This window comes from Streptomyces sp. SID14436, from assembly GCF_010548465.1.
Classification (GTDB): domain Bacteria; phylum Actinomycetota; class Actinomycetes; order Streptomycetales; family Streptomycetaceae; genus Streptomyces.
The window spans coordinates 1-6,132 of sequence record NZ_JAAGMD010000452.1 but is presented as its reverse complement, the minus strand read 5'-3'; the positions used below and the strand labels follow the sequence as shown (position 1 = coordinate 6,132).

Sequence of the window (6,132 nt, the reverse complement as noted above, 5' to 3'; positions counted from 1 at the left end):
AGCAGGGACCAGCGGCCGCCGACGGTGGGCGGTCCGGTGCGCGCGCTGCTGCGGGCGGCGGCGGTCAGCGAGCCGTAGCGCCCGCGCGGGACCTGCCGCTTCGCGCGGTGGGCCGTGGAACCGGCGGTGCGGCCCGAGCCCAGCAGGGCACGCAGGGGGCTGAGCGTGTCGTTCGTCAGCCGACCGGACCAGGCCAGGTCCCACAGGACGTCCGCGAGCTGCGGGTCGGTGGCCTCGGGGTGCGTGGTGGCGCGGACCTGGTCGGCGATCTGCCGGAAGAACAGGCCGTAGCCGCCCGAGAGGGTGGTCAGCACGGACTCGTGGAGCGCGGTGAGCTCCAGGGGGTGCGGGGGCGGGAGGAGCAGGGGAGCGGCGTCCGCCAGGTAGAGCGAGACCCAGCCGTCCTTCCCCGGCAGGGAGCCGGCCCCGGCCCACACCACCTCCCCGGCGGCGGTGAGCTCGTCCAGCATCGCGGGCGTGTAGCCCGCCACGCGGGACGGCAGCACCAGTTTCTCCAGTGCGGAGGCGGGCACCGAGGCTCCCTGGAGCTGTTCGACGGCGCGCACCAGGCCGTCGATTCCGCGCAGGGCGTGCCCCTTGCCGATGTGCTGCCACTGGGGGAGGAACTGGGCCAGCGCCTGGGGCGGCACCGGTTCCAGTTCGTGTCGCAGGGCGGCCAGGGAACGGCGGCGCAGCCGGCGCAGAACGGCCGCGTCGCACCACTCCTGGCCGATCCCGGCCGGGTGGAACTCGCCCTGGACGACCCGGCCCGCCGCGGACAGCCGCTGCAAGGCGCCCTCGGTGACCGCCACGCCCAGGCCGAAGCGGGCCGCGGCGGTGGCGGAAGTGAACGGGCCGTGGGTGCGGGCGTACCGCGCGAGGAGGTCCCCGAGGGGGTCCTTCACCGGTTCGGTGAACGCCTCCGGAACCCCCACCGGCAGCGCGGTCCCCAGGGCGTCCCGCAGGCGTCCGGCATCCTCGATCGCCGCCCAGTGGTCGGCTCCGGCCACCCGGACCCGGATGGCCCGCCGCGCGGCGGCCAGCTCCGGCGCCCACTGCGGCTCGGCGCCCCGCTCGGCCAGCTCCGCGTCGGTGAGCGGTCCGAGCATCCGCAGCAGGTCGGCGACGCCCTCGGCGTCCTTCACGCGCCGGTCCTCGGTGCGCCACTGGAGTTCCTGCTCCAGTTCGGTGAGCACCTCGGCGTCGAGCAGTTCGCGCAGTTCCGCCTGGCCGAGCAGCTCGGCCAGCAGCCGGGAGTCGAGGGACAGGGCGGCGGCGCGGCGCTCGGCGAGGGGTGAGTCGCCCTCGTAGAGGAACTGGGCCACGTAGCCGAACAGGAGGGAGCGGGCGAACGGGGACGGTTCGGGGGTGGTCACCTCCACCAGCCGCACCTTGCGGGCCTCCAGGTCGCCCATCAGCTCCACGAGCCCGGGCACGTCGAAGACGTCCTGGAGGCACTCGCGGACCGCCTCCAGCACGATCGGGAACGACCCGAACTCCCCGGCCACCTGAAGCAGCTGGGAGGCCCGCTGCCGCTGCTGCCACAGCGGGGTGCGGCGGCCGGGATTGCGGCGCGGCAGCAGCAGCGCGCGGGCGGCGCACTCGCGGAACCGGGAGGCGAACAGGGCCGAGCCGCCCACCTGGTCGGTGACGACCTGGTCGACCTCGCCCTTGTCGAAGACGACGTCCGCCGCGCCCACGGGCGCCTGGTCGGAGTCGTACTCGGTGCCCGCCCGCACCGGCTCCTGATCGAGCAGGTCCAGGCCCATCAGGTCGGCGTCGGGCAGCCGCAGCACGATGCCGTCGTCGGCATGCATCACCTGTGCGTCCATGCCGTACCGCTCGGACAGGCGGGCGCCGAGGGCGAGCGCCCAGGGGGCGTGCACCTGCGCGCCGAACGGGGAGTGCACGACGACCCGCCAGTCGCCCAGCTCGTCGCGGAAGCGCTCCACGACGATGGTGCGGTCGTCCGGGACGTGGCCGCACGCCTCTCGCTGCTCGCCGAGGTAGGACAGGACGTTGTCGGCGGCCCAGGCGTCCAGCCCGGCCGCGAGCAGCCGCAGACGGGCGTCCTCCGCGGGCAGCGAACCCACTTCGCGGAGGAAGGCGCCGACCGCCCTGCCCAGCTCCAGGGGGCGGCCCAGCTGGTCCCCCTTCCAGAACGGCAGCCGCCCGGGCACCCCCGGGGCGGGCGAGACCAGGACCCGGTCGCGGGTGATGTCCTCGATGCGCCACGAGCTGGTGCCGAGGGTGAACACGTCGCCCACGCGGGACTCGTAGACCATCTCCTCGTCGAGCTCGCCGACCCGTCCGCCGCCCTTCTTGGGGTCGGCGCCCGCCAGGAACACCCCGAACAGGCCCCGGTCGGGGATGGTTCCGCCGGAGGTCACCGCGAGGCGCTGCGCTCCCGGGCGGCCGGTGATCTCGCCCGTGACCCGGTCCCACACCACACGCGGGCGCAGCTCCGCGAAGGCGTCGGACGGATAGCGGCCGGCCAGCATGTCCAGCACGGCCGTGAACGCCGACTCGGGGAGCGAGGCGAAGGGCGCGGCGCGGCGGACCAGGGCCAGGAGGTCGTCGAACGGCCAGGTGTCCATGGCGGTCATGGCGACGAGCTGCTGGGCGAGGACGTCCAGCGGGTTGGCCGGGACCCGCAGGGACTCGATGGAGCCGGTGCGCATCCGCTCGGTGACCACGGCCGCCTGGACGAGGTCGCCCCGGTACTTGGGGAACACCACACCCGTCGACACCGCGCCCACCTGGTGGCCGGCGCGCCCGACGCGCTGCAGCCCCGAGGCCACGGACGGCGGCGACTCGACCTGCACCACCAGGTCCACGGCGCCCATGTCGATGCCCAGTTCGAGACTGGAGGTGGCGACCACGGCCGGCAGCCGGCCCGCCTTGAGGTCCTCCTCCACCTGGGCCCGCTGCTCCTTGGACACCGAGCCGTGGTGCGCCCGCGCGATGACCGCGGGCGCGCCCTGGGCGGCCCCCGAGCCGCCCATCAGCTCGGCGGGGGAGTGCTGCTCGTCGAGCGGCTCGCCGGTGGCCCGCTCGTAGGCGATCTCGTTGAGCCGGTTGCACAGGCGCTCCGCCAGGCGGCGGGAGTTCGCGAACACGATCGTCGACCGGTGGGACTGAACCAGATCGGTGATCCGCTCCTCGACGTGCGGCCAGATCGACGGGCGTTCGGCGCCCTCCGAGCCGTCGGCGACGGGTGAACCGCCCAGCTCCCCGAGGTCCTCCACCGGGACCACGACGGACAGGTCGAACTCCTTGCCCGACTCCGGCTGGACGATCTCCACCCGGCGGCCGGGGGAGAGGAAACGGGCGACCTCGTCGACCGGCCGGACCGTCGCCGACAGGCCGATGCGCCGGGCCGGTTCGACCAGCAACTCGTCGAGGCGCTCCAGGGACAGCGCGAGATGCGCTCCGCGCTTGGTGCCGGCGACCGCGTGGACCTCGTCGAGGATCACCGTCTCCACGCCCGACAGCGCGTCACGCGCGGCCGACGTCAGCATGAGGAAGAGGGACTCCGGCGTGGTGATCAGGATGTCCGGCGGGCGCGTGGACAGCGCGCGCCGCTCGGCGGGCGGGGTGTCGCCGGAGCGGATGCCGACCTTCACCTCGGGCTCGGGCATGCCCAGGCGCACCGCCTCCTGCCGGATTCCGGTCAGCGGGCTGCGCAGATTGCGCTCGACGTCGACGGCCAGGGCCTTCAGCGGCGAGACGTAGAGCACCCGGCAGCGCTTCTTGGGATCCGCGGGCGGGGGCGTGGACGCCAGCTGGTCCAGGGCCGCGAGGAACGCGGCCAGGGTCTTGCCGGACCCGGTCGGGGCGACGACCAGCACGTCCGAGCCCTCGTGGATGGCCTGCCACGCTCCGGCCTGGGCCGCGGTGGGCGCGGAGAACGCCCCCGAGAACCAGCCACGGGTCGCGGGGGAGAAGCCGTCCAGGGCTCGATGCGGAGTGCCGACCATGCGTCCATCCTGCACCCGGACACTGACAATGGCCCTGAGCTGCACGGACGGGGCGCGTCCGGCCCTCGCGGCGGGCCGGGGCGGAGGCCGGTGGACGGGGGCCCGCAGGCCGTGGACCGGAACGCGTGACAATGGCCGTATGACCGAAAGGGGCGGGGAGCGCGCACGGCACTGGCAGTACGAGGAACTGCCCGGTGTCGACCTGCTGCGTGCCCGGTACATCCGGAAGACGTTCGTGCGGCACACCCACGAGCACTTCGTGATCGCCGCGATCGCCGACGGCGTGGAGATCTTCCATCACGGCAGCGGCGACCAGTACGCCGGCGCCGGGGCCCTCGCCCTCGTCAACCCGGACACCCCGCACACCGGCCGGGCCGGAGTGCCCGAGGGCTGGCGGTACGGGGCCGTCTACCCCTCGCCCGAGGTGGTGGGCGCGATCGCCGCCGAGACCACCACCCTGCGCGGTACACCCGGCTTCGTGACGCCCGTGCTGGACGACCCCTACACGGTCCGCCTGGTCCACCGGGTGCTCCGGGCCACCGACGAGGGCAACGCGCTCGCCGCCGACACCCTCCTGAAGGTCGCCGTGACCCGTCTGCTCAGGCTGAACGGCGGCCGGCTGGCGCGGCGGGAGGTGCGGACGGCCGGCGCCCGCACCGCGGCCCGCGCGCGGGCCCTGCTGGAGGAGCGGATGGCCGCGCCGCCGACGCTGGAACAACTGGCCGCCGAGCTGGGGACCAGCCCGTTCGCCCTGCTGCGGGCCTTCCGGGACACCTACGGCATGCCGCCGCACACCTGGCTCACCGACGCGCGGGTCCGGCGCGCCCGTCGGCTGCTCGACGCGGGGACGGCACCGTCGCAGGCCGCGCTGGAGGTCGGCTTCACCGACCAGCCGCATCTGAACCGGCACTTCAGCCGCATGATCGGCGTACCGCCGGGCGCCTACCAGCGGGAGCGCAGGAACGCGGCCCGGGACGTGCGGGGCGCCGTGCGAAGCGGCCGCAAGAATGTACAAGACGCAACTACCGGCCTTGTCCTACCGTCGGGCGTGTGGCAGCAGAACAGACAACTCTCGCGCAACCCCGGAGCACCGGGGAGGACAAACCCGACGGTGCCGTCGTCCGCGACGCCCTCGGGGTCGGTGTCGCCGTCGGACTCTCCGGGTTCGCGTTCGGAGTGACCTCGGCGGGCAGCGGGCTCACGCTGCTCCAGACCTGCGTGCTGAGCCTGCTGGTGTTCACCGGTGCGTCCCAGTTCGCGCTGGTCGGGGCGATCGCGGCCGGCGGCAGCCCGTTCACGGCGGCCGCCGGGGCGTTCTTCCTGGGCGTGCGCAACGCCTTCTACGGCCTGCGCCTGTCGCAGCTGCTGGCCCTCCCGCGCGCGGTGCGGCCGTTCGCCGCCCAGTGGGTCATCGATGAGACGACCGCCGTCTCCCTCGCCCAGCCCACCCGGCGCAGCGCACGCCTCGGCTTCGTGGTCACCGGCCTGAGCCTGTACGTCCTGTGGAACCTGACCACGCTGCTCGGCGCCCTGGGCGCCGAGGCCATCGGCGACACCGCCGCGTGGGGCCTCGACGCGGCCGGCCCGGCGGTGTTCCTGGCACTGCTCGCGCCGATGCTGCGGACCACCACCGAGCGGCTCGTGGCCGGACTCGCCGTCGTGCTGGGGCTCGGCCTGCTGCCCTTCCTGCCGGCCGGTGTGCCGGTCCTGGTCGCGGCCCTCGCCGCACCGGCCGTCCTGTGGGCCCGCGGCCGGGCCACGGGCCCGCCGCGCGACCATGCGTCCGCCACGGCTGACGCATCTGACGCATCCGACGCACCTGACGCACCCGAGGAGGAGGACCGTTGAACATCTGGATCGCCATCGGTGTGACCGTCCTCGGCTGCTACGCCGTCAAACTGGCCGGCCTGATGGTCCCGGCCGGGGTGCTCGAACGGCCGCTCGTGCGGCGTCTGGCCGCGCTGGTGCCGGTCGCCCTGCTCGCCGCCCTCACCGCACAGCAGACGTTCGCCGACGGGCAGGCCCTGGTGCTGGACGCGCGGGCGGCGGGGCTGGGGGCCGCTGCCGTGGCCCTGGTGCTGCGGGCTCCGTTCCTGGTCGTCGTCGCGGCGGCCGTCCTCGTCACGGCGGGCGTGCGGGCCCTGGGCGGCTG

General features: G+C 74.7%; 3 protein-coding genes and 1 pseudogene. 3 read left to right on the top strand and 1 reads right to left on the bottom strand.

Features of this window, described 5'->3' with window-relative positions:
• The coding region (locus G3I53_RS15625; protein ID WP_164438457.1) for an ATP-dependent helicase at positions 1–3,980 on the bottom strand (3,980 nt) is incomplete at its 3' end.
• On the opposite strand from G3I53_RS15625, the pseudogene G3I53_RS15620 reads away from it, so the two are divergent.
• The 3 genes and pseudogenes from G3I53_RS15620 to G3I53_RS15610 all read left to right on the top strand — a co-directional run.
• Positions 3,868–4,872, top strand: a pseudogene (locus tag G3I53_RS15620) (AraC family transcriptional regulator); the annotation flags it as partial. The gene G3I53_RS15625 and the pseudogene G3I53_RS15620 overlap by 113 nt on opposite strands.
• A gap of 158 nt (positions 4,873–5,030) precedes the next feature.
• Complete coding sequence (locus tag G3I53_RS15615; protein WP_343239610.1) at positions 5,031–5,828, top strand: AzlC family ABC transporter permease; 798 nt, start codon at positions 5,031–5,033, stop codon at positions 5,826–5,828.
• Positions 5,825–6,132 (top strand): AzlD domain-containing protein (locus G3I53_RS15610; protein WP_164345168.1); only part of this gene is annotated, 308 nt, incomplete at its 3' end. The genes G3I53_RS15615 and G3I53_RS15610, both read left to right, overlap by 4 nt.